A 21,847-nucleotide genomic window follows, 5' to 3' on the forward strand; every position below is an offset into this window, starting at 1 on the left:
CCCCCTACCCCAACACTTCTACACCGAAGCCGGACACCACCGCGCGTACTTCGTCGAGGTAGCGCTGCGCCTGCTCGGTGAGTCCGAGGGCGGCCTGACCGATCCAGCCGATCTCGATCCTCACGTCGACCTCGAGGGGGACGGCGACGATCTCGGGATCGAGGTCGTCGCTGATGATGCCGGTGGAGATCGTATAGCCGCCGAGACCGATCATGAGATTGAAGATGGTCGCGCGGTCGGACACCCGGATCTCCTGCTTCGCGGAGAGGGTCGAGAGGATCTCCTCGGCGAGGTAGAACGAGTTGTTCGCGCCCTGATCGAACGTGAGCCGCGGCAGGTCGGCGAGGTCGTCGAGCGTCGCGCGACCCCGTGCGGCGAGCGGGTTCTTCCGCGAGATGAAGATATGCGGCTCGGCGAAGAACAGCGGATGGAAGGCGAGCCCGGCGTCGCGGAGCAGCTTGTTGATCACGTTCCGGTTGACGTCGTCGCGGTACAGGACGCCGATCTCGCTGCGCAGGGTGCGGACGTCCTCGATGATGTCCCACGTGCGCGTCTCGCGCAGCGAGAACTCGTACTCGGCCGCGCCGAAACTCCTCACCATCCGCACGAACGCGTCCACGGCGAACGAGTAGTGCTGCGTCGAGACTCCGAGCAGTCGCCTCGCCGGCGGCCGGCCGAGGTAGCGCTGCTCGAGGAGCGCGACCTGCTCGACGACCTGCCGGGCGTAGCCGAGGAACTCGGTGCCGTCGGCGGTGAGAGTGACACCTCGCGCCGACCGGATGAGGAGGGCCCGTCCGACGCGCGCCTCGAGGTCCTTCATCGCCGCCGACATCGTGGGCTGCGAGACGTAGAGCAGATCGGCCGCAGCCGAGATGGAGCCCTCCGCCGCCACCTCCACGAAGTAATGGAGCTGTTGCAGCGAGATGCCCGCGTGGGTCTTTGCCATAGGCCAAGACTATAGGAGCGCATAGTCACGCCGAATTACCCGATGGTCGCAGATTCTCGGCACCATGGCACGACACCCCGCGACCCACCCGCCGCGCGAGACCCAGATTGGCTGCGCATGACGAACGAGCTCACGTTCCGCATCTCCACGACACCGTTCGACGAGGACTACTCGCCCTCCGCCGACTCCCGCGCCACGACGAACTTCGCCAACCTCGCGCGCGGAGAGGACCGGCAGCAGAACCTCCGGAACGTGCTGACGATGATCGATCGCCGGTGCAACGACCTCGCGCGGTGGGACAACCCGAACGGTGACCGCTACACCGTCGAGCTGGAGATCGTATCGGTGGATGCGGCGCTGACCGCCGACGGCGAACAGCGCCACTTCCCACTGCTCGAAGTGCTCGACGTCCACATCCGCGACTCGCACACCGGCGTCCGCCATCACGGGATCGTCGGCAACAACTTCTCGTCGTACGTCCGCGACTTCGACTTCAGCGTGCGCTTGCCCGCCGCCACTGCGGATGCCGGCGCCTTCACCGTCCCCGACGACTTCGGCGCCCTGCACGGTGCGCTGTTCCAGGCGTTCCTGGACTCGGACGCGTACCGTGAGCGCTTCGAGGCGCCGCCGGTGATCTGCATCAGCGTCTCGACGAGCAAGACATACCGTCGCACCGACAACACGCATCCGGTGCTCGGTGTCGAGTACCTCCAGAGCGAGTACTCGCTGACCGACGAGTACTTCGCCCGGATGGGGCTGCGGGTGCGCTACTTCATGCCCGCGGGCAGTGCGGCGCCGCTCGCGTTCTATTTCCGCGGCGACCTGGCCAACGATTACACGAACCTGCAGCTGGTCGGCACGATCAGCACGATGGAGAGCTTCCAGAAGATCTACCGCCCGGAGATCTACAACGCGAACGCGGCTGCGGGCAGCGTCTACCGCCCGAGCCTGGAGCACGGCGACTTCTCGCGCACGCAGGTCGACTACGACCGCGTCGAGCGCGCGCAGCTGGCGATCACCCAGGGCACGTACGCGGCCGAGCACTTCCTGACGCCCTACGGCGATGTGCTCGCACGATGGGCCGGCCTCGAGCCGGCGCTCGCGCTATGACCCGCGCCGACGCGCCGACCGCGCCCGTGCTGCTGCCGACCGCCATCGTCGGGAGCCTGCCCAAGCCCTCGTGGCTCGCGAAGCCCGAGGTGCTCTGGTCGCCGTGGGAGCTGGAGGGCGCGGCCCTCGTCGAGGGCAAGCAGGATGCGCTGCGCATCGCCGTCCAGGAGCAGCAGCGCCGAGGCATCGACGTCATCAGTGACGGCGAGCAGACTCGGCAGCACTTCGTGACGACGTTCATCGAGCACCTCGCCGGGGTCGACTTCGCGCGGCGGGAGACGGTGCGCATCCGCGATCGTTACGACGCCAGCGTGCCGACCGTCGTCGGCGCCGTCAGCCGAACGAAGCCCGTCTTCGTGGACGACGCGCGGTTCCTCCGCCAGCAGACGGACCGCCCTCTGAAATGGGCGCTTCCCGGCCCCATGACGATGATCGACACGCTCGCCGACCGCCATTACCGGAGCCGCGAGAAGCTGGCGTGGGAGTTCGCCGTCATCCTCAACGAGGAGGCGAAGGAGCTGGAGGCGGCGGGCATCGACGTCATCCAGTTCGACGAGCCCGCCTTCAACGTCTTCTTCGACGAGATGCGTGACTGGGGCGTGGCCACGCTGGAGCGTGCGGCCCAGGGGCTGAAGGCCGAGACCGTTGTGCACATCTGCTACGGCTACGGGATCGAGGCGAACACCCGGTGGAAGCAGACGCTGGGGTCCGAGTGGCGCCAGTACGAGGAGTCGTTCCCGCTCCTGCAGCGCTCGGCGATCGACATCGTCTCCCTCGAGAGCCAAGGCTCCCGCGTGCCGATGGAGCTCATCGAACTGCTGCGCGGCAAGAAGGTCATGCTCGGCGCCATCGACGTCGCCACCGACGAGATCGAGACGCCCGCGGAGGTCGCCGGCACCCTCCGTGACGCGCTTCGCTACGTCGACGCCGACAAGCTGATGCCCAGCACCAACTGCGGCATGGCGCCGCTGCCTCGCGATGTGGCGCTCGCGAAGCTCAGCGCGCTGACCGCCGGCGCCGCCATCGTGCGCCAGGAGCGAAGCTGACCCGCGCCGTCACGCGTTCGCGCGACCCGAACCCTCCCGCTTCGCGTCGGCCGCCGCGGCGGCCTCTCGCCGTGCCTGTTCGAGGAACACCGCGGTGAGAACCGCGCCGATCCGCGCCGACCCCGGCTCGAGGGGGCCGAGGACGCCGGTGATGCGCTCGAAGCGCTGGTAGAAGGTCTGTCGATGGATGCCGAGGGATGCGGCCGCATCCGTCTTGCTGCCAAGGTTCGCCGCCAAGGCGCGCAGCGTGTCGAACAGCTCGCCGTGCGAGACCGCGTCCCGATCGAGCAGGGCTCCGATCTGCTCGTCGATGAACTCCGCGACCGGCTCGATCTGCGCGAGCAGCGGCCAGAGTCGCGTCACGGCGATGCTCGCCGCATCCACCACCGGGTCCGCATCCGAGGTGTACGGCACGCTCTCCCGCGCGGAGCGCACGGCGCGTACGGCCCGGTCCACGCTCGCGCTGGTGGGTCCGACCGCGGCGCGCACGCCGCCGCGAGAGGCGAGGCGTCGCAACGCATCCGTCACCGCGTCGCGCACGTCCTGCGCGTCCCATGACGGCGCGAATCCCACGATGCCGACGTACTGGCCGTCGGCGAACTGCCCGGTCGAACGCGGCGAGATCGAGGAGATCGCCTCCTGCACCGCCGTGACGGTCGAGGCGTCGTCGAGTTCTGCGACGAACGGGATGAACCGATCGTCGGACTCGAATCCCAACCGCACGGCCAGCGTCGTCAGCTCACGCGCGTGCTCGGCGGCGGAGGTGCGCGGCCCGCTCGACGCCAGCAGTGAGATGAAGCGGCTGCGGCGCCGATCGTGAGGAGAGAGCGGATGCGTGCGCAGCAGCGCGATGGCGAGGATCTCGGGCGCCCGCGACAGCGCGCCCGAGATGAGGTGGATGTCGGCGTCCGCCGCCGGGCGCAGCGTCAGCGTCGCAACGACCGTGCCTCCGAACGACACCGGTGCGGTGTACTCGATCCCGAGCGAGGACGTGTCGGCATCGACGAGCGCGACCCCCAGCGTCTGCCCGGACAGCGACGTGAGCTGCGCCGACGAGTTCGCCTGATCCCGGATGAGGGCGAGCAGCTGATCGATGCTCGCCAGGTTCTCGATCGCCTCGGAGAGTGCCAGGGAGATCTGATCGGCGATGCGAAGGCGCCGAAGGCTCACATCGGCGAGCTGGCTGTTGATGCTCTCGCAGATCTGCACGAACGGCACGCGGCGCCGCAGGTGGATGACAGGCAGGCCGCTCGCCTCCGCGTGCTCGACGAGCGCCTCGGGGATGCGGGGGAGCCGGGGTGTCGTCTCCACGGCGAGCGCGGCGATGTCGCGCGCGACCAGGGTGTCGACATACGTGCGCAGCTGCGCCGCATCCGCCGTGACGAGGTTGACCCCCTCCATGAGGATGAGCTCCCCGCCGCGCAGGAGCGGCGCGATGTCGAGCTGTTCGCTCGCGTGCACCCAGCGCACATCCACCTCGGATGCGGCGCCGCAGACGAGTTCGGGTTCGGTCTTCTGGACGACGGCGTCCGCGAGGATCTGATCGAGCAGGAGAGGCATACATTCTGTCCATTCGCTGTGACCGCGAGTTTACAGAGCGCCGCGAGTGCGGAAACACCGTCGCCGCATGCTGGGTGGCGACCCGCTCCACTGATCGCTCCACCTCGCGAGAAGGACACCCCCATGTCTTCTGCCAGTCCGCACGATATCGAAGAGACCCTCCAGCCGATCCCCGAGTCCGCCCGCACCACCCGCGTCTCCGGTCAGTTCTGGATCTGGATGGGCGCCAACATCGCCCCCATCAACTGGGTGCTGGGAGCGCTCGGTATCAGCATGGGACTCAGCCTCCTCGACACGATGCTCGTGCTCGTGATCGGCAACCTGATCGGCATGGGCCTGTTCGGCATCTTCGTGCTGTTCGGTCAGAAGACCGGCGTCACCGGCATGCTCCTCGGCCGCGCCGTGTTCGGCCGCCGCGGCAACTACCTGCCCTCGGCGATCCAGGCGGTCGTGGTCATCGGATGGTGCGCCGTCAACACGTGGATCGTCCTCGACCTCGTGACGGCGCTGCTCGGCGAGCTGGGCTGGCTGGATCCGACCCAGGCGAACATCGGCTGGAAGATCGGCATCGCCGCCCTGATCATGGCCATCCAGGTGGGCGTGGCGCTCGCGGGATACAAGGCGATCGCGGCGTTCGAGCGGTGGACGGTGCCCCCGACGGTGCTCGTGCTGGTGATCATGTCGATCGTCGCGTGGTTCTTCCTCGACATCGACTGGGGCTACTCCGGCCCCGCGGGCGCGGAGCTCTCCGGCGGCGACCGCATCGTCGCCATGTCGGCGGTGATGACCGCCATCGGCATCGGCTGGGGCATCACCTGGCTGACCTACGCGGCGGACTACTCGCGTTTCATCAGCACGAGCGTGCCCCGTCGCAAGCTCTATCTGGCAAGCGCACTGGGCCAGTTCATCCCCGTCATCTGGCTCGGTCTGCTCGGGGCCTCCCTCGCCACGAAGAACGGCACGGTCGATCCCGGCCAGCTCATCGTCGAGAACTTCGGCGCCCTCGCGATCCCGGTCCTGCTTCTCGTGCTGCACGGCCCCATCGCGACCAACGTGCTCAACATCTACAGCTTCAGCGTCGCCGCCCAGGCGCTCGATCTCAAGGTCGGCCGCAAGGCGCTCAACATCCTCGTCGGCGTGCTCTCGCTCGCGGCTGCCGTCTTCTTCATCTTCCAGGAGGATGCGGCCCAGACCCTCGACGCATGGCTCGTCGGCGTCGTCGGCTGGGTCGCCACGTGGGGCGCGATCATGCTGGTGCACTACGGCATCTTCGAGCGCCGCTCGCGCCGGTTCGATCACCTGTTCGACGCCGTCGGCTCGAAACGTCTGCCCGACGTCAACCCGCGCGCGATCATCGCCTTCTTCGTCGGAATCCTCTTCACCTGGCTGTTCCTGAACGGCATGGTTCCGGCGCTTCAGGGCATCGGGTCGCAGGCGCTCGGAGGCCTCGACATCTCCTGGCTCACGGGCGGCGTCGCCGCCGGCCTCACCTACTGGCTGCTGGCCCGCACCAGCCACAGGCGATGGATCGAGATGCAGCAGTTCACGGCGACGCCGGAGCCCCGCGAGACCGTATCCACCCGCTGAGGATTCCCGCAGCACCCGCCCCGCCCCTCGACGGAGAACCACCATGAGCACCTTCATCCGCGACGCCCACGTCATCACCATGGACCCGATCTCGGGCAGCACACCGCTCGTGCGCAGCATCCGTATCGCCGACGGCGTCATCGTCGCGATCGGCGAGCACCTGGCGCCGGAGCCCGGCGACGAGATCATCGAGGGGCGCGACCGCCTTGTCGCGCCCGGTTTCGTGAACGCGCACACCCACTCGTGGGAGATGTTCTACAAAGGTCGCTACGACAATCTGCCGCTGGAGATGTGGATGGCGATGTCGTATCCGATCCTCGGCGACAGTCGCGTCGCTCCGGAACTCGTACGTCTTCGCACGACTCTCTTCGGGATCGAGTCGCTCAAGGCGGGCGTCACGACGCTCGTCGACGATGTGCTCGAAACTCCGGGGCAGGATCACGAGCAGCTCGCCGCGGTCTTCGACGCCTACGAGCAGCTGGGCGTGCGGGCGAACATCTCGGGTCACGTGATCAACCGCCCCTTCCTCGACACGGTGCCCTTCGCCGAGGAGTACCTGCCCGGCGACGTCGTGCGCGAGATCCGTTCCGCGCACGTGCCCTCCACCGAGGAGTACCTGAGGTTCGCCCGCGAGGCCTTCGCCGCCCACCACGGCCGCGCGAACGGCCGGCTGCGGTTCATGGTCGCACCCTCCGCCCCGCAGCGGTGCGAGCCCGCGCTGCTGACCGGGGCGACCGAGATGGCGCTCGAGTTCGGGGCGGAGTGCCACATCCACGTGCTCGAGACCAAGACGCAGCTGGTCACCGGGGACGAGTCGTACGGCGGGAGCCTCGTCTCCTACATGGCGTCGATCGGTGCCCTCTCGCCCCACACGACGCTCGCCCACGGGATCTGGCTCACGGATGCCGACATGCAGACGGTCGCTGCGGCGGGAACCTCGATCTCCCACAACCCCATCTCCAACCTCAAGCTCGGCTCGGGGATCGCCGCGTGGCGCACGCTGCAGAACGCGGGCGTCAACCTCGGGCTGGGCACGGACGGCTGCTCGAGCAGCGATTCGCCGCGGATGCTCGATGTGGTCAAGACCGCGGCTCTGCTGCACAAGGTGACCGGGCCGGACATCGACCAGTGGCCGACGGTCGCCGAGGTGCTGGCCGCGGCCACGATCGGGGGAGCGCGCAGCGCCGTGCTCGACGACGTGGTGGGCTCGCTCGAAGTCGGCAAGCAGGCGGACCTGGTGATCTACGACCTCGAGACCATGGCCTTCACGCCCCGTCAGAAGCTGGACCTGCAACTCGTCTACTCCGAGAACGGCTCCTCGATCGACATCGTCATGGTGCAGGGGCGCGTGGTCGTCGCCGGCGGCGAGGTGATCACGGTCGACGAGCGTGCCGCGCGTGCCGAGCTCGCCGAGCGCCTCGACGAGATCATCGAGCGCCAGGACCGCCTCGACGAGCGCAACCAGGCGGTGATGCCCGGCCTCGCGCGCATGTACGAGCGGGCGACGTCCATGCCGGGCGCCGTCAATCGCTTCAGCGGCGACGAGCGCGCCTGGCTCGTCTGATCGCGCAGCGGGTCGGGGGTGAGCGGTAGCCTGCCGGAATGGCCGCCCCCGTCCCGTACCTGCAGTTCGCCGGCATCGCCGCGGACGCGCTGAAGACCTACCGCGACGTGTTCGGCGGAGAGCTGGAGCTTCACACCTTCGCCGAGTTCGGGCGCCAGGACGGCGCGCCGTCCTGGATCGCGCACGGCGAGCTGCGCGGCCCCGTCGACCTGTTCGGCTCGGATGCGGCCGACGGCGCCGCATCCGTCCAGGTGCGCGGCGTGCTCTTCGCGCTGCTGGGCGCCGGCGACGCGGCGACGTCCCGGCGATGGTTCGACGCGCTCGCCGCGACGGGAACCGTCATCGAGGCCATGGGCGAGCGTCCGTGGGGCGACGTCGACGGGCAGGTGCGCGACGCGTTCGGGGTGACCTGGTTGATCGGCTACTCGCCCGCCGCCTAGTCGCGGGCTCTCGGCCGTACGGATGCGCGCACGACGACCGGCATCTCCACGAGGTGGATGCCGGGCGGCGGCCCGTCCGGCTCGAGCAGGAGCTCGACCGCACGGCGGCCCATCTCCTCGTGCGGCAACCCGATGGTGGTGAGGCCCGGACGCAGGTAGGCCGCGAGCTCGTCGTTGTCGAAGGAGACGAGCGACACGTCATCCGGGATGCCGAGGCCCGCCTCGGCCAGCGCCTGTGAGGCGCCGAAGGCCAGCCGGTCGTTGAGGCAGATGATCGCCTTCGGACGCTCGCCCTCCGCCACCAGCCGCGAGATCACCTCGTGACCGCTCGCGGGCTCCCAGAGCCAGATGGACTCCGAGCGCGCGAGGCTCATACCGCGCTCGCGGAGGGTCTCGGACATGCCGCGGATGCGGGAGGCGACCGTCTCGGAGCGGAACACATCGCGTTCCGCCTCGGCGTCGTAGCCGAGCAGCACGATGCCCTCGGTGATGCCGGCGTCGGCGAGCAGCTCGACCGCCCGCCGCCCGCCGGTCTCCTCGTCGGGGAGCACGCTGCAGGTGTGCACGTCGTTCGTCGCGTTGAGCATCACGATGCGCGTGCGGGAGGGCAGGGGCGGCACGAAGGTCTCCCGCGCCCGCATGGAGGCGAAGATGATGCCGTCGACCTGACGATCCAGCAGCGCCGAGACGGCTTCGACCTCGCGTTCCGGCTCGCCCGCCCGTCTCGGCGACCAGCACGACGTGCCCCGCAGCCTCCGCCGCTTCGAGCGACCCCTTGATGAGTCCGCTCGCAAAGCGGGTCGTGGCGACATGATCGGAGACGAAGCCGATCGTGTGGGTCGTGTCGGTGCGCAGCGCCCTGGCGGCGACGTTCGGCCGATATCCGAGCTCGGACGCGGCGGCGTGCACGCGCTCATGGGCGTCGGCCGACAAGCGGGTGTCGGGGCGGCCGTTGAGGATCATCGACGCCGCGGACGGCGACAGCCCGGCTCTGCGCGCGACATCCGCAAGGGTGACTCGCTTGCCCACGCACACCTCCTCGAATGCTCCTCCAGCGTACGCGGAGCGGACATTGACACTGGGGACCCAGTATGCGCACAATGTGCGTGCTAAATCCATTCAGCACATGGATCGGCGAGAACATGACCCGATGTTCCCGTCATCCGCAGCCGTGTTTTGCACCACAGACAAAGGAGTCGCCCCATGATCACGACACCGCACCGCCGCCTGCGTCGCTCAGGGCCGGTCGCCCTGCTGGCGATCACCGGGCTCGCCGCAGCCGCGCTGACGGCCTGCGCCCCGGGGGCTGCCGCGCCGGCCGCCCAGAACGACGTCACCGTCTCGACCGAGCTCACCTCCGACCCGGTCGAGCTGACGATCGCCGACGAGACGGGCTTCCCGGTCACCGACAAGCTGACCGAGGAGTTCACCAAGCAGCATCCGAACGTGACCTTCACCATCACCCGTGACACGTTCCAGAACCTGACGGCCAACGCCCCCAAGCTGCTCGCGAGTGCGACACCGCCCGACCTCATCCGCCTCCCCACCCTGGGCGACACGGTGCGCGACGGTCTCGTCGCCAATCTCGACCCGTACTTCGACGCCTACGGCTGGGATGCGTGGCCCGCCTCGCAGCTCGCGCCGCTGCGGATGAGCGAAGACGGCATCCGCGGCTCGGGTTCGCTGTACCAGCTCGGGCTCGGCTACAGCATCACCGGCATCTACATGAACGACAAGCTCGCCGCCCAGCTCGGGATCGACGCACCGCCGCAGACGCTCGCCGAGCTCGAGGACGACATGGCCAAGGCCAAGGCCGCCGGCATCCTGCCGATCATGGCCGGCGACAAGGACGGCGTCGTCAACTTCGTCGTCCAGGCGGCGATGAACCAGTACGTCGACAAGGACCAGTTCCTGTCGTGGATGTTCAACGAGCCGGGCGCCCGCTACGACGAAGAGGGCAACGTGAAGGGCGCCGAGCTCGTGCGCAAGTGGGCGGATGCGGGCTACTTCCCGTCCGACATCAACGCGATCGACTACTTCACCTTCACGAGCCGGTTCGGTGAGGGCGAGGGCCTGTTCACTTTCAACGGCAACTGGGAGGCGGCGAACTACCAGAAGGCGCTCGGCTCCGATGTGTCCTTCTTCCTCGTCCCGCCGGCCGAGGCCGGCGGCGACCACGTCGCGATGGGCGCGGCGAACTCGTTCTCCGTGGCGGCAGGGTCGGCGCACCTGAACGAGATCGTCTACTTCCTCAACTGGGTGCACACCGACCCCACCGCGCGCCAGATCATCGTCGATGTCACCGGTGCCTCGCCCGGCGGTGACCCCTCGCTCGAGCAGCCCAAGGTCGAGTCCGGCTCCCTCATCGAGGATGCGCTCGCGATGTCCGCACAGATCGGCGCCGAGAACGGCCAGGTCGACTTCATGGCGAACACGACCGCCGGCATCTACGCCGGATCGATCATCCCCGAGTCCCAGCTGCTGGTGACGAGCCAGATCACGGGCAAGGAGTTCGTGGACCGCGTTCAGGCGTTCTACGAGAAGGAGGTCGGCGGCAAATGACCGACCGTGCGGTCGCCGCTGTGGCGGCACCCCGACCCGACGGCAAAGCCGCGGCGACGACCGCACCCCCGCGCCGGGCCGCCGCCAAGGCGGCCGCCCGGCGCGGGACCCTCGCCGGTTGGCTCCTGCTGGTTCCGGCGCTGGCGGCTTACGTGTCGTTCGTCGTCTGGCCCCTCATCCAGGGGGTGCAGTACTCGTTCTACGACTGGAACGGCATCGGCGTCGCCCGCTGGGTGGGCGTGGACAACTACCTCACCGTCTTCACGGACCCCGACCTGCTCGGTGCCATCCGCAACGCCTTCGTGCTGATCGCGTTCTTCACGATCATCCCCGTGGGTGCGGGGCTCGTGCTCGCGACCCTCATCCGCGGACTGCGCTCCAAGGCATTCGCCGCTTCGGCGCAGACAGTGCTCTTCCTGCCGCAGATCATCCCGCTCGCCGCGGCGGGTATCGCCTGGTCGTGGATGTACGCGCAGACCGGCGCCGTGAACCAGATCCTGGGATGGCTGGGCCTCGGGTGGATCACCCGCCCCTGGCTCGCCGACTACGGCACCGCTCTTCCCGCTGTCGGTCTCATCGGATCCTGGGTGCTGACCGGGCTGTGCACCGTGCTGCTGCTCACCGGCCTGGGCAAGATCGACGTCTCGCTCTACGAAGCGGTCCGGCTCGACGGGGCCGGGTGGTGGCGCGAGTTCTTCACCATCACCCTCCCGGGGCTGCGCCAGGAGATCGCCGTTCTCGTGACCGTCACGGTCATCGCCGCGCTGTCCAGCTTCGACATCATCTACACCTCGACGCAGGGCGGGCCGGGCCGGGCCACCCTCGTGCCGGGCCTGTCCATCTTCCGCATCGGGTTCACCCAGAGCGACGTCGGTCTCGCATCCGCCTTCGGCATCGTGCTGATGGTGCTGGTGCTGGTCGTCGTCCTGCCCATCCAACGACTCTCGAGAGCGAGCGACGCGTGATCGCCAGCCGCACCGAGCGAGTGCTCGGCTACCTCCTGCTCAGCATCGCGGTGATCGTCACCGTGCTTCCGCTGGTCAGCATGTTCTCCGCCGCTCTGCAGCCCGCCGATCGCAACCCGACCGGCCTCACCTGGCCGAGCGACCCGCAGTGGGGCAATTTCGCCACGGCGTTCGAAACGGGCCATGTCTGGCAGCTGATGGGCTCCAGCATGCTCATCGTGCTCGGAGTCGTGCCGGCGAGCCTGATCGCCGCCACCCTCGCCGGGTTCGCGCTCGGATCGCTCCAGGTCCGGTTCGGCCGCGGTGTGCTCGTGTTCTTCATCCTGGGCCTGACGATCCCGTTCGAAGCCCTCATCATCCCGCTTTATTACCAGGCGCAGTCGCTCGGCACCGTGAACACCCCGTGGGCCGTGATCTTCCCGCTCATCGGGTTGTACATGCCGTTCGGCGTGTTCTGGATGCGGGCTCACTTCATCAATGTGCCGAGGGAGCTCTCCGAGGCGGCCCGGGTGGACGGGGCATCGCTCTGGCGCGAGTTCCGCAGCATCCAGCTCCCGCTCGCGATGCCCGCGCTCTCCGCCCTCGCGATTCTGTTGTTCATCTGGACGTGGAACCAGTTCCTGCTGCCGGTCGTGCTCATCGCCGACCCGCTGCAGCGGACGGTCGCGGGTGCGCTGACCTTCTTCCAGGGGCAGTACTCGCTCAGCATCCCGCTGCTGAACGCGGGAGCGCTGATCATCATCACGCCTGCGGTCGTGCTCTTCCTCATCTTCCAGCGGCAGTTCATCCGCGCGCTGGTGCAAGGCGCCGTCAAGGGCTGAGCCGCCCTTGCCCATTCACGAGGAGAACTCTGTGACGTTCACGCTGCCCGACCACTGGGTCTGGGACTTCTGGTTCGCCCGCGACGGCGACACCCACCACATGTACTACCTGCAGGCGCCGACCTCGCTCGGCGATCCGGATCTGCGCCACCGCAATGCGACGATCGGTCACGCCACCTCCACCGACCTGCGCACCTGGGCCGTGCACGGCACGGTGCTGCGGCCATCGGGCGGGGAGACGCCGGACGCGACGGCCACGTGGACGGGCAGCGTCGTCCGCGAGGCGCACACATGGCGCATGTTCTACACGGGTTCGCGCTTCCTCGATCCCGCGGCGCAGACGAACGTGGAGACGGTTCTGGCCGCATCCGCGTCGGAGCCGGGCGCATGGACGAAGGACGCCTCGGTCGTCGTCGCTGCGGATCCGCGATGGTACGAGACGCTCGGCGACGGTACCTGGCACGAACAGGCGTGGCGCGACCCCTGGGTCTTCGCCGATCCCGCCGGGGACGGATGGCACATGCTCGTCACCGCGCGCGCCCTGGGCGATGGCGACCGCGACACCGGGGTGATCGGCCACGCCCGCTCGGATGACCTGTCGCACTGGCAGGTGTGTCCGCCGCTCAGCGTCGCGGGCGCGGGCTTCGCGCACCTCGAAGTCCCGCAGCTCGTGCAGATCGACGGCCGATGGGCGCTCATCTTCTCGTGCGATTCCGCACACCTGGCCGGTGCGCGCAGCGGTGCGCGGGGCGGGATCTGGGCGGTGGCCCTCGACGATCCGCTCGGGCCCTACCCGGTGGAGCGGGCCGTGCTCGTCGCGAGCGAGAAGCTCTACAGCGGCCGCATCACGCAGGATGCGGCCGGGCGCGACGTGATGCTCGCGTTCGAGAACATCGGCACGGACGGCGCCTTCGTGGGCGCTCTGTCCGATCCGCTTCCGGTGCGCTGGGAGAACGACCGTCTCATCGTGGAGGAGACCGCAGCATGATCGAGATCAACGGGCACATCGCCCCGGGCTTCGAGGCGATCGGCGACGCCTTCGCGGCGGCGTTCGACGGGCTTCCGCGGATGGGGGGCGCTCTGGCGATCCGCGTGGATGGTCGCAGCGTCGTCGACCTCTGGGCCGGCTCCGCAGACGCGCGTATCCACCGGCCCTGGGAACGCGACACCCCGTCGGTGGTCTTCTCCTGCTCGAAGGGACTGATGTCGATCCTCGTCGCGCGGCTCGCCGCATCCGGACAGGTCGATCTGGACAGCCCCCTGGCCGCTCTGTGGCCGGAGTTCGGCCAGCACGGCAAGGACGCGGTGACGGTCGGTGACGCGCTGGCCCACCGCGCGGGGGTGCCGGCGCTCAGCCGGGACCTCACGACCGAGGACCTGCTCGACTTCGACCGCGTCGCCGCGCTGCTCGCGGCGCAGGAGCCGCTGTGGAAGCCCGGCCAGGCATGGGCGTACCACGCGTTGACCCACGGCTGGATCTCGGGTGAGATCGTGCGCCGTGCGAGCGGTGTCGCCCCCGCCGACGCGTTCCGCGAGATGGCCGATCTGCTCGGTGCGGATGCGTGGCTCGGGCTGCCGGCCGAGCGCGCCGGCTCGGCCGCGCACCTGTTCGTCGGTGCCACCCTCCAGGGGCTCGTGGCGCAGCAGGCCGCTCAGCGCGCACCCGGAGCCGTCGACTGGGGCGACCGCGCCATGACCCTCGGCGGCGCGTTGCCGCCCACTCTCGTCGGCGAGGCGGAGGGCTTCAACACGCCGGCGGTGCAGGCCGCCGTCATCCCGGGCGCCGGGGTCGTCGCGACGGCGCGCGCCGTCGCCGCGATGTGGTCGGCGACCGTGGCGGAGACCGACGGGGTGCGGCTGATCGATGACGACACCGTCGTGGCCGCCACGCGCGAGCGCACGGCGGGCGCGCCGTTCTTCGACGCGCCGGCGCCATGGCCGCGCTGGGGTGCCGGGTTCCAACTCGACTCCGAGGCGCGGCGCTACCTCGGACCGTCGAGCTTCGGTCACGACGGCGCGGGCGGGCAGGTCGCGTTCGCCGATCTCGACAGCAGGGTCGGATTCTCGTTCGTCACCAACTGGATGGAGGCCGTCGACGATCACCGGGCGACGCGGATCGTGGACGCGCTCCGCGAGGTCGTGGCCTAGTCGCCGCCCAGCTGTCCCGGGTGGGTGAGCCGCCACCACTCGGTCGGCGGCTCGATGTCGCCCGACACGACGACGTCGGCCGTCGTGGTGTTCGGCCCCGCGGTCCAGGTGATGGTGCCGACGACCTCGCCGTCGGTGTACGTCGTGGGCTCGGAGACGTCCATGTCGACCGTGATCGCGGTGTCCGACCAGGTCAGGATGCTGGGGGTCGAGGCGACGACCAGCGCCGCACGTGAACCCCAGCGGGTGGAGAGGGTGCCGATCTGCTGCCCCTCCTCGGCGAGCTGCACCGCGTGGAACCCCTCACGGATGCTCTGCAGCTGCGCACGCACGACGCTGTCCACGGTGCTGCGGGAATACACGCCGAGCACGACGCCGGTGATGTGCAGCGGCTCGCCGATTCCGACATCCAGGGTCGACGTGTACAGCAGGTTGTAGTTGTCGGGCCCCAAGTTCCCCGTCTTGAGGCCGGTGATCCCATCGACGCCCAAGAGGTTGTTGGTGTTGCTCACGGTGCCGAGATCTCCCAGCGAGGCGGACGGCATCGCCGTGATCGCGGCGATGGTGGGCTCGGATGCGGCCAGCTTGCCGAGGGTGATGAGGTCGCCGGGCGTGCCGGTGTTGCTCGCGCTGATCCCCGTGGGCTCCACGATCGTGGTGCCGGTCATCCCGTGGGCGTCGAGCCAGGCGCGCGCGGCCGCGACGAATCCGCTGCGCGAGCCGAACGCCCAGGTGGAGACGGCGTCTGCGTAGTTGCTCGCGGAGGGAAGCAGCATCGCGGTGAGCGCATCGCGCAGCGACATCGAACTGCCGGTCGGCATCGCGAGGATCGTCGCGCCCTGCACGTAGTAATCGTCGTACAGGTCATGGTCGGCCTTCGAGAACGTGATCGTGGGCCCGGGGTCGTCCGGCCCGCTCAGCGGTGACGCGTCGAGCACCACGAGCGCCGTGATGAGCTTGCTGACGCTCGCCAGCGGGCGGGCGTCATCACCGCCGCTCGAGGTCCAGATGCCGCTGGCTCCCGCGCCGAGGTAGGCGTCTGCGCCCGATACGCTCAGCGCCGACGCGCCCTCCGTCGGCATCGCGATACCGGTCGGTCCGGGCGTCGACACCGAGGGCTTCTCCGCCGTCATCACCGGGGCGGGCAGGGGCGCAGTCAACGCCCAGATCGCGTATCCGCCGCCCGCCGCGAGGGGGAGCGCCACGAGGATCAGCAGCACGATCGCCACGATCCAGCGGCGCCGGCGACGCGCCCGGCGATCGACGGGGAGCGGCTCGTCCGCGCCGGCGTCGAGCAGCTCGGCGAACGGGACCAGCTGATCGGTCGGGTCGTCGTGCGTCGTCATCTCGGGCCCCCATCCCTCGCGCGCAGCACCATCCTGCCGCATCCGGCGCGGGAGCGGTGCCGCGCACTCAGCCGCGGACGGCGGCGCGCAACGGGTCGGTCACGCCGTCGATGCAGGCGTAGCGCGCGATGTCCCACCCGGCCAGCTCCGCGCCGGCGCGATACGCGGCCTCGAAGAAGTCGAGCGCGGCCTGTTGCGCGTCACCCGTCTCCTGGGCGCGCGCGAGCGGATACACGGCGAGGTGCGAGGTGCCGCGGTCCAGCCACTGCGCTCCGTCCGGGAGCGGGCGCTGGGCGATGCCCGCCGGCTCCGGTGACGTGTAGGAGTAGAACGCGGGCTCCGGCACGCTCGCATCGCCGAACCAGAAGCCCGACGAGACCACCTCTCGCGAGTATGCCTCGCGAGTGACGCTGTCGGCCTGGTCGGTGTGCGGCACGACGGTGTCGGAGAAGCGCGTCGCGGCGATGTCGAACGTGTGCCAGAAGTGATGCACGGGACTCGTCTTGCCGCTGAAACGACCGCAGAACTCCTCGAGCACGAGACCGGCATCCGACAGCAGCCGCCAGTATGCCGTGACGGATGCGGGGTCGTACGCGTCGTGCTCGGTGTCGTCGCGGAACGGGCGAGCGGCGTCGGGCAGGTCGAACGGCGTCGCCGCGAGGATCGGCGTGGTGTCGATGCCGGCGCCCTCGAGGGCCCGGACGACGTGAGCGTGGAAGTCTGCGACGGAGAGCCCCGGCAACGAGAACGACGTGCGCACGCCATCGCTCGTCGCCACTTCCAGGCGGTGATCGATGAAGTCGAAGTCGACCGCGAAGGCCGGGTCCGTGCCCATCGGACGCGTCGTGATCCCGGTGCCGGTGAGGTGGAACGGGACGTTCCACCAATGGTTGCGTCGCACGCTACGCGCGAGTCGCAGTTTGCCGACGAGCTGCACGAAACGGTGCAGAGTCTCTTTCGTCGGCTGCCAGTGGTCGTAGGGCAGACGCGCCTCGAGCATGCGGACCCCTTCCGGGGGACGGATGCGGCCGCCGTGGCCGCGATGTCGTGCTTCGAGCATGGCATCCCGGCCGTGCGTCACGGGTGGAGGACGCCTCGACACCTGTCGGAGCAGTGCGGCCCCATCCGTTCCTATCGTCGTCGCACAGGCCACGTCTCGCGATCTCGGAAAGGACATCGGACATGCAGGAGCGACTGCGGATCGGCATCGCGGGCGGATCTCTCGGCGGACTCGGCGTCGCAGCGCTGCTCACTCGCGCCGGGCACGACGTCGCCGTCTTCGAACGTTCGGCGAGCGGCTTGTCGGGCCGCGGGGCCGGCCTTGTCGCCCAGGATGAACTCCTCTCGCTCCTGCGCGCGGCGGGACGCCCGGATGCGGCCCGCGGCACCGTGACCTCCGAGCGGATCGTCCTCGATCGCGCGGGGCGGATCGTCTCCCGCGACCCCACGCCGCAGACGCAGCTCTCGTGGGACGTGCTCTACGAGACCCTGCGCTCGACGCTCCCGGACGCGGCGTACCTCACGGGGACGCGCGTCGCGGGGGCGGGGTGTTCCGACGGCGCTGCGTACCTCGATCTCGGCCCGCGGGGTCGGCGCGAGTTCGATGTCGTGGTCGGAGCGGACGGTCTGCACTCGGCGGTGCGTGGATTCGTGGCGCCCGAGCAGAAGACGAACGCGTACAGCGGCTATGTCACGTGGCGAGGGCTCCTGCCCGAGACGGCGCTGCCGACGGAGGCCGCCGAGGTGCTGCTCGGACGGTTCGTCTTCTTCACGGGGCGCGGAGGGCACGCGCTCGGCTACCTCGTGCCCGGGCCGCGCGGCGAGACCGAGCCGGGCCTGCGGCGCTACAACTGGGTCTGGTACCGCACGCTTGCCGCCGGCGCGCTGAGCGAGATCCTCGCCGCATCCGGAAGGCGCCGCGACGCGGCCTCGCTCGCACCGGGCGAGCTCCCGGTCGGTCTACGCGAGAGCCTGGTGGATGACGCGGAGCGGCTGCTCCCGCCACCGTTCGCCGATGCGGTGGCTGCGGAGCCTCATCCCTTCCTGCAGGCCATCTACGACTACGTCCCGCCGCGGATGACCGCCGGCCGTGTCGCGCTGCTCGGCGATGCAGCCGTGGTCGTGCGCCCGCACACCGCGATGGGTGCGGCGAAGGCCGCGGCTGATGCGCTGGCCTTGGCGAGCCTGCTGGACGAACGGAAGCCCACTGAGGCGTTGCGTGCGTACGACGCAACGCGGCTCCCGGTAGGGCGATGGATCGCCGACTACGGGCGCAGGCTGGCAGCCGCCCTGCCGTTGTGAGCGGAGCGAGTCGACATGGTCGGGCGGGGGCGTTCAGAACGGCGGGTCGCCTGGCGGCGAGGCATCCGGAACGAAGGCGGGCGTGCGGCGCTCGGGCACGACGGTGTAGATGCGGCCCGTCGGACTCGTCCATTCGGTCGACGCATCCGCGAACTGCCGCACCTTCCATCCGCCGTGGTGCTTGACGGTGTGGTGCCCCTTGCAGAGCGGGGTGAGGTTGTCGGCGGTGGTCGAACCCCCGTGCTCCCACGCGATGGTGTGGTCGATCTCGCACCGATTCGCCGGAACCATGCACCCCGGAGCGCTGCACCGCGCGCTGCGCCACCGTGCGAGCCGTCGCAGGCTCGCCGGCGGACGGTACTGCGTGCGCCCGACCGACAGGACGAGGCCCGTCTCGGGGTGGGTCAGCACGCGCATCCATCCGTCTGCCGCGCCGCACAGCTCGCGAGCCTTCGCGAGGGGGATCGGGCCGACGCCGTCGACGACGGCCGGCACCTCGCTCGCGCCGAGAAGGGTGAGCGCAGGTACGGTGACCGCGACTGTCGCGCGGATGCCGCGCGCCTGCTCGCCGTGCTGCGGCACTTGGCCGTCGATCAAGAGGTCTGCCGCGACATCGGCGCGTGCCTGATCGAGCGTGCGCCGCGGATTCGCCTCGTCGCCCACGGAGCTCTCGGCGGCCTCGGATGCGGCCGGCTCCGCGGCGATGAGGGCTGCGGCGGTGCGGGTGAGGCGGTCGAAGATCGCCCTCGCCTCGACGGCGGGCAGGTACACCGTGAGCCACGCCATCCCGTCGCGGTCGTCGTCGACCGCGACGCGACGCGTGTCGAGCGCCTCGCGCTGCCGCTCGGACAGCGTGGCGGCACGGGCATCGTCGACGAGACGGCGCACGGCGTGCCGGAAGACACCGATGGGGAGGCGCATGGCGAGCTCGAGCGCGAGCGGGGCCAGCTCTTCGCGCAGCCACGGCTCGGCGCGATCGACGGCGTCGACCAGAGCCTCGGCGTGCCGCTGGGTGATCTGCGCGCGGCTCAGCGCGGTGAGGGTCTCGGGGTACCGCTCGACGAGCGCCACAGCGTGGGAGATCAGGCGGTCTGCCGCAGCCTCGGTGGCCCCGATCGCCTGCGCGAGCTCGAGGCGCAGCGAGCGCTCCACGATGCCCCGATCGTTCCGGCCCGCGCGCTTCGCCTCGGCGTGCGCGTCGGCGCGCATCTCGGAGATCGCCCACACCTGCTCGGCGGCGAAGACGGACAGCATCGCGGAGACCTCGACCACGCGATCGATCGCGTCTTCGGGCTCGAGCGGCGCCCTCTCGACGTCGCGCGCGAACGACGCGTCGGGGTCCTCTTCGAAGAGGGGCGCATCGTCGGACATACCTTCACAGTAGGCAGGGCCTCCGACATCGCCGGCGGGCGCGACGGCCGAGAACGCGCCGTGCGGCTCACCGCGTTCCGGCGGCTCGCAGCGGGGGCAGATGACCGGTCGCCGCCGCGAGCGCCCGCGCGACGACGAGCGGCGGATCGACGATGACCCCCTGAGAGATCAGTGCATCCAGCTCGACGAGCGGCATCCGCGCCAGCGCTACCTGCTCGGCGGGATCCGACGCGTCCGGGCGCGCCCAGGTGAACCCGGCTCTGGAGATGAACAGGTGAGTCGGCCAGGCGGCGCGGCCGGGGTTCATGAAGAACGTGTGCAGGTGCCGAAGGTCGTCGGGCACGATGCCGAGCTCTTCTTCGAGCTCGCGCTGCGCCGCTGCGAGAGGGGTCTCGTCCGGCTGGCCGCCGCCGCCGGGAAGGTCGTAGATCCAGCGGTCGATGGCGTAGCGGTACTGACGCGAGAGCAGAACGTCGGATCCGTCGACGACGAGGGTGGCGACGGAGAAGGGCACGCTCTCATCGACTTCATAGGAGGTCTGGGAACCATCCGGAAGCAGGACGGTGTGCTCAACCAGCCTCACCCGCCCGTCGTAGGCGACGGAACGACCGATCGCTGTCCAGCGGGGTTCGGAGTGATCGTCCATCTCCCCACCCTACGAAGGCCGCGGCAGCGATGATGGAGTCATGGTCGACGTCACCTTCCGCCGCTTCTCGGACGACGAGTTCCCCGCGTGGATCGCCGTTCAGCATCGCGCGTACGCGGAGGAACGCGTGCGCGCCGGCGATGACCGTGCCACCGCCGAGCGCATCGCAGCCGAGTCGTACACCGAGCTGTTCCCCGGCGGGCTTCCCGCCGCGGGGCACGACGTGCTCCACGTCGAGGCGGCGGGACGCGCCGTCGGGGTGATGTGGCTGGGTCCGCATCCGCGGGGCAACGAGGGCGTGTGGTGGGTGTGGGACGTCGAGATCGACGAACCGCATCGAGGACGCGGCTACGGGCGGGCGGCGATGATCCTGGCCGAGCGGTATGTCGCCGAGAGGGGAGGGCGAGAGCTCGCGCTCAACGTCTTCGGCTTCAACGAGCGCGCCCGCCGACTCTACGAGTCGCTCGGCTTCGGCGTGACGGCGGTGCAGATGAGCAAGCCGGTGCGGGCGGAGTCCTGACTCTCAGGCGTGATCGCGCCAGGAGTGCTGCGGCGCGTAGCCGAGCAGGCGCTGCGCCTTCGCCGTGGAGAACAGGCTGTCGTTCACGCCCATCTCGCCGCGCACCTCGGTATCCGGGAACACCTCGGCGACCAGCTCGGCGTTGGGGCGCGACATGACCGTGTCCGCCGCGGCGATGAGGAAGTGATCGAAGCCGGTCGGAGCCGTCTCGAGCGCCCGGAGCACGGCCTGCGCTCCGTCGCGGGCGTCGATGTAGCTCCACAGATTCCACTTGCGCGCCCGTGCGTCGCCGTCGAAGGAGGGGAACTCGGCGTAGTCCTCGGGAACCATGACGTTCGAGAAGCGCAGCGCCGTGATCGAGAGCTCCGGATGCCAGCGCACCAGCTCGATCGCCATCCGCTCCTCGAGGTGCTTGACGAGGGAGTACACCGACTCGGGCCGCGCGGGGTAGTCCTCGTCGACGGGGATGTAGGGCGGCGGGACGTCGAAGGGCAGCCCCTGCACGGTCTCGCTCGACGCGGTGACGATCCGGTGGATACCGAGCCGGGTCGCCGCGTGCAGCACATTGAACGACACCGTCATGTTGTTGTGGAAGACGGCGACGTCCGCGCGCAGACCGGGAGCGGGGATGGCCGCAAGATGCACGAGTGCGTCGACGCCGTCGTGCTGGTCGTTCACCGATCCGAGCGCGTCGACGACCTGGCCGTAGTCGGTCAGATCCACCTGCACGAAGCCCGGACCGCGCTCGCCGACGACATCCAGGCCGATGACCTCGTGTCCGGCCGCGGCCAGTTCGCGAACGACCACGCGTCCGAGCTTTCCCGATGATCCCGTCACTGCGATCCGCATGTCTCCAGCGTGCCACAGGGAGCGCCGGATAGCGGCCGCAGCCGTGGAGGGCAACCCCGTCGGAG

At 69.7% G+C, this 21,847-nt stretch carries 20 protein-coding genes and 1 pseudogene; 12 read left to right on the plus strand and 9 right to left on the minus strand.

Translation table 11 applies throughout. From position 1 onward, the window contains the following. Positions 1–4: 4 nt before the first annotated feature. Positions 5–946 carry a LysR family transcriptional regulator gene (locus QE374_RS12420; RefSeq protein ID WP_309735293.1) on the minus strand — a complete coding sequence of 314 codons (942 nt, stop codon included), beginning with the start codon at positions 944–946 and terminating at the stop codon, positions 5–7. A gap of 117 nt (positions 947–1,063) precedes the next feature. Here QE374_RS12420 and QE374_RS12425 point away from each other — a divergent pair, with 117 nt between their 5' ends. Beyond that, the gene (locus QE374_RS12425; protein WP_309735295.1) at positions 1,064–2,056 is read left to right on the plus strand and encodes a putative oxygenase MesX; all 993 of its coding nucleotides are present in this window, start codon (positions 1,064–1,066) and stop codon (positions 2,054–2,056) included. Continuing rightward, positions 2,053–3,102 (plus strand): methionine synthase, encoded by a 1,050-nt coding sequence (locus tag QE374_RS12430; protein WP_309735297.1) that lies wholly within the window; start codon positions 2,053–2,055, stop codon positions 3,100–3,102. The genes QE374_RS12425 and QE374_RS12430 overlap by 4 nt, the downstream gene beginning before the upstream one ends. Positions 3,103–3,111: 9 nt before the next feature. Here the strand turns inward: QE374_RS12430 and QE374_RS12435 are convergent, their stop codons facing one another. Then, complete coding sequence (locus QE374_RS12435) at positions 3,112–4,662, minus strand: PucR family transcriptional regulator ligand-binding domain-containing protein (protein WP_309735299.1); 1,551 nt, start codon at positions 4,660–4,662, stop codon at positions 3,112–3,114. Between the two features lie 123 nt (positions 4,663–4,785). Between QE374_RS12435 and QE374_RS12440 the strand changes: the two genes are divergently transcribed. Genes QE374_RS12440 through QE374_RS12450 form a run of 3 tightly spaced genes read left to right on the plus strand, consistent with a single transcriptional unit; the run spans position 4,786 to position 8,253 of the window. Beyond that, the gene (locus QE374_RS12440) at positions 4,786–6,249 is read left to right on the plus strand and encodes a cytosine permease (protein ID WP_309735301.1); all 1,464 of its coding nucleotides are present in this window, start codon (positions 4,786–4,788) and stop codon (positions 6,247–6,249) included. A 43-nt stretch (positions 6,250–6,292) separates the two neighbouring features. Further along, a complete protein-coding gene (locus QE374_RS12445) occupies positions 6,293–7,813 on the plus strand; it encodes an amidohydrolase family protein (protein ID WP_309735303.1) in 1,521 nt (506 codons plus the stop codon). 38 nt (positions 7,814–7,851) lie between these two features. Next, a complete protein-coding gene (locus QE374_RS12450) occupies positions 7,852–8,253 on the plus strand; it encodes a VOC family protein (protein WP_309735305.1) in 402 nt (133 codons plus the stop codon). On the opposite strand, the gene QE374_RS12455 is transcribed toward QE374_RS12450, so the two are convergent. Together QE374_RS12455 and QE374_RS12460 are read right to left on the minus strand one after the other, a co-directional pair. After that, complete coding sequence (locus QE374_RS12455) at positions 8,250–9,065, minus strand: substrate-binding domain-containing protein (protein WP_309735307.1); 816 nt, start codon at positions 9,063–9,065, stop codon at positions 8,250–8,252. The two genes, QE374_RS12450 and QE374_RS12455, sit on opposite strands and share 4 nt — an antisense overlap. Positions 9,066–9,183: 118 nt before the next feature. After that, positions 9,184–9,372, minus strand: a pseudogene (locus QE374_RS12460) (hypothetical protein); the annotation flags it as partial. Positions 9,373–9,456: 84 nt separating this feature from the next. On the opposite strand from QE374_RS12460, the gene QE374_RS12465 reads away from it, so the two are divergent. From QE374_RS12465 to QE374_RS12485, 5 genes are read left to right on the plus strand one after another with little or no spacing between them, the layout of a single operon-like run. Then, positions 9,457–10,815 carry an extracellular solute-binding protein gene (locus QE374_RS12465; RefSeq protein ID WP_309735308.1) on the plus strand — a complete coding sequence of 453 codons (1,359 nt, stop codon included), beginning with the start codon at positions 9,457–9,459 and terminating at the stop codon, positions 10,813–10,815. After that, on the plus strand, positions 10,812–11,780 hold the full coding sequence (locus tag QE374_RS12470) for a sugar ABC transporter permease (protein WP_309735310.1): 969 nt from the start codon (positions 10,812–10,814) through the stop codon (positions 11,778–11,780). Before QE374_RS12465 ends, QE374_RS12470 begins: the two co-directional genes overlap by 4 nt. Beyond that, positions 11,777–12,601: a carbohydrate ABC transporter permease gene (locus QE374_RS12475; RefSeq protein WP_309735312.1), complete on the plus strand. Its 825-nt coding sequence runs from the start codon at positions 11,777–11,779 to the stop codon at positions 12,599–12,601. Before QE374_RS12470 ends, QE374_RS12475 begins: the two co-directional genes overlap by 4 nt. Before the next feature lie 31 nt (positions 12,602–12,632). Further along, positions 12,633–13,589 carry a glycosyl hydrolase family 32 gene (locus QE374_RS12480; protein WP_309735313.1) on the plus strand — a complete coding sequence of 319 codons (957 nt, stop codon included), beginning with the start codon at positions 12,633–12,635 and terminating at the stop codon, positions 13,587–13,589. Next, positions 13,586–14,749 carry a serine hydrolase domain-containing protein gene (locus QE374_RS12485; RefSeq protein ID WP_309735315.1) on the plus strand — a complete coding sequence of 388 codons (1,164 nt, stop codon included), beginning with the start codon at positions 13,586–13,588 and terminating at the stop codon, positions 14,747–14,749. The genes QE374_RS12480 and QE374_RS12485 overlap by 4 nt, the downstream gene beginning before the upstream one ends. Here QE374_RS12485 and QE374_RS12490 read toward each other — a convergent pair. After that, a complete protein-coding gene (locus QE374_RS12490) occupies positions 14,746–16,095 on the minus strand; it encodes a serine hydrolase (protein ID WP_309735316.1) in 1,350 nt (449 codons plus the stop codon). The two genes, QE374_RS12485 and QE374_RS12490, sit on opposite strands and share 4 nt — an antisense overlap. A gap of 67 nt (positions 16,096–16,162) precedes the next feature. Next, positions 16,163–17,095, minus strand: coding sequence for a DUF5996 family protein (locus QE374_RS12495; RefSeq protein ID WP_309735319.1), 933 nt, complete (start codon positions 17,093–17,095; stop codon positions 16,163–16,165). A gap of 182 nt (positions 17,096–17,277) precedes the next feature. Here QE374_RS12495 and QE374_RS12500 point away from each other — a divergent pair, with 182 nt between their 5' ends. After that, positions 17,278–18,396, plus strand: a complete 1,119-nt coding sequence (locus QE374_RS12500; protein WP_309735322.1) for an FAD-dependent monooxygenase — start codon at positions 17,278–17,280, stop codon at positions 18,394–18,396. Positions 18,397–18,429: 33 nt separating this feature from the next. On the opposite strand, the gene QE374_RS12505 is transcribed toward QE374_RS12500, so the two are convergent. Then, the gene (locus QE374_RS12505) at positions 18,430–19,767 is read right to left on the minus strand and encodes a DUF222 domain-containing protein (RefSeq protein WP_309735324.1); all 1,338 of its coding nucleotides are present in this window, start codon (positions 19,765–19,767) and stop codon (positions 18,430–18,432) included. A 67-nt stretch (positions 19,768–19,834) separates the two neighbouring features. Then, positions 19,835–20,413 carry an NUDIX hydrolase gene (locus QE374_RS12510; protein ID WP_309735326.1) on the minus strand — a complete coding sequence of 193 codons (579 nt, stop codon included), beginning with the start codon at positions 20,411–20,413 and terminating at the stop codon, positions 19,835–19,837. 40 nt (positions 20,414–20,453) lie between these two features. Between QE374_RS12510 and QE374_RS12515 the strand changes: the two genes are divergently transcribed. Next, on the plus strand, positions 20,454–20,933 hold the full coding sequence (locus tag QE374_RS12515) for a GNAT family N-acetyltransferase (RefSeq protein WP_309735328.1): 480 nt from the start codon (positions 20,454–20,456) through the stop codon (positions 20,931–20,933). Positions 20,934–20,936: 3 nt separating this feature from the next. Here QE374_RS12515 and QE374_RS12520 read toward each other — a convergent pair whose 3' ends face one another. Then, positions 20,937–21,782 (minus strand): NAD(P)-dependent oxidoreductase, encoded by an 846-nt coding sequence (locus QE374_RS12520; protein ID WP_309735330.1) that lies wholly within the window; start codon positions 21,780–21,782, stop codon positions 20,937–20,939. Positions 21,783–21,847: the final 65 nt, after the last annotated feature.

It is taken from the genome of Microbacterium sp. SORGH_AS_0428 (assembly GCF_031453615.1).
Taxonomy (GTDB): Bacteria; Actinomycetota; Actinomycetes; order Actinomycetales; family Microbacteriaceae; genus Microbacterium.

Coding starts and splice junctions, on each gene's coding strand:
- QE374_RS12515 (WP_309735328.1), top strand. CDS start 20,454: ATGGTCGACGTCACCTTCCGCCGCTTCTCGGACGACGAGTTCCCCGCG.
- QE374_RS12510 (WP_309735326.1), bottom strand. CDS start 20,413: ATGGACGATCACTCCGAACCCCGCTGGACAGCGATCGGTCGTTCCGTC.
- QE374_RS12470 (WP_309735310.1), top strand. CDS start 10,812: ATGACCGACCGTGCGGTCGCCGCTGTGGCGGCACCCCGACCCGACGGC.
- QE374_RS12495 (WP_309735319.1), bottom strand. CDS start 17,095: ATGCTCGAGGCGCGTCTGCCCTACGACCACTGGCAGCCGACGAAAGAG.
- QE374_RS12435 (WP_309735299.1), bottom strand. CDS start 4,662: ATGCCTCTCCTGCTCGATCAGATCCTCGCGGACGCCGTCGTCCAGAAG.
- QE374_RS12455 (WP_309735307.1), bottom strand. CDS start 9,065: ATGTCGCCACGACCCGCTTTGCGAGCGGACTCATCAAGGGGTCGCTCG.
- QE374_RS12500 (WP_309735322.1), top strand. CDS start 17,278: ATGCAGGAGCGACTGCGGATCGGCATCGCGGGCGGATCTCTCGGCGGA.
- QE374_RS12440 (WP_309735301.1), top strand. CDS start 4,786: ATGTCTTCTGCCAGTCCGCACGATATCGAAGAGACCCTCCAGCCGATC.
- QE374_RS12420 (WP_309735293.1), bottom strand. CDS start 946: ATGGCAAAGACCCACGCGGGCATCTCGCTGCAACAGCTCCATTACTTC.
- QE374_RS12450 (WP_309735305.1), top strand. CDS start 7,852: ATGGCCGCCCCCGTCCCGTACCTGCAGTTCGCCGGCATCGCCGCGGAC.
- QE374_RS12465 (WP_309735308.1), top strand. CDS start 9,457: ATGATCACGACACCGCACCGCCGCCTGCGTCGCTCAGGGCCGGTCGCC.
- QE374_RS12520 (WP_309735330.1), bottom strand. CDS start 21,782: ATGCGGATCGCAGTGACGGGATCATCGGGAAAGCTCGGACGCGTGGTC.
- QE374_RS12445 (WP_309735303.1), top strand. CDS start 6,293: ATGAGCACCTTCATCCGCGACGCCCACGTCATCACCATGGACCCGATC.
- QE374_RS12425 (WP_309735295.1), top strand. CDS start 1,064: ATGACGAACGAGCTCACGTTCCGCATCTCCACGACACCGTTCGACGAG.
- QE374_RS12490 (WP_309735316.1), bottom strand. CDS start 16,095: ATGACGACGCACGACGACCCGACCGATCAGCTGGTCCCGTTCGCCGAG.
- QE374_RS12485 (WP_309735315.1), top strand. CDS start 13,586: ATGATCGAGATCAACGGGCACATCGCCCCGGGCTTCGAGGCGATCGGC.
- QE374_RS12505 (WP_309735324.1), bottom strand. CDS start 19,767: ATGTCCGACGATGCGCCCCTCTTCGAAGAGGACCCCGACGCGTCGTTC.
- QE374_RS12430 (WP_309735297.1), top strand. CDS start 2,053: ATGACCCGCGCCGACGCGCCGACCGCGCCCGTGCTGCTGCCGACCGCC.